At 64.8% G+C, this 438-nt stretch carries 1 protein-coding gene and 1 pseudogene; both read left to right on the forward strand.

Annotated features, from left to right (window positions below):
* Positions 1-232 (forward strand): annotated as a pseudogene (locus tag ACTJJN_RS27025) (DUF6708 domain-containing protein); the annotation flags it as partial.
* Between the two features lie 21 nt (positions 233-253).
* Positions 254-438 (forward strand): hypothetical protein (locus ACTJJN_RS27030; RefSeq protein ID WP_440781801.1); only part of this gene is annotated, 185 nt, incomplete at its 3' end.

The raw sequence follows: 438 nt of genomic DNA on the forward strand, positions 1-438 counted from the left end.
CCACTGGCTCAGCCTGCTGCTGTGCTGGCGACCGCGCTGGCCGAAGGTCATCCGCGAGGCCGGCCTGCCCGGCAAGCCAGCCCCACCCGTGACAACCCTGAGCGACTACCCACCCGCAATCCAGGCACGCCTGCTCGCCAACGCCGACCGCTGGCAGCTCAAGCCCGGCAAGCGGCCGGAGAAAAAGCCACGCAAACCGCGCACGCCCAGAAGGCCCAAGGAGATCAATTGATGCCATACATCATCCTTGCAGATGGAGCGTACCCATGGACTCTTTGAACCATCACTTCCGGCTACCGCCGAAGACCGCGCCAACGACCATGCCCGCTGGGTGGTCAGCGAACGCTTGTTGCAGGCACTGGACCGCTACGACAACGCCGACCTCATCAACGGCCTGGCCTTTGCCGAACAGACCGGCCAGTGCGTGATCGGCATGGA

The sequence above is a fragment of the Pseudomonas sp. 22515 genome, from assembly GCF_052044625.1.
In the GTDB taxonomy this organism is placed as follows: Bacteria; Pseudomonadota; Gammaproteobacteria; order Pseudomonadales; family Pseudomonadaceae; genus Aquipseudomonas; species Aquipseudomonas alloputida.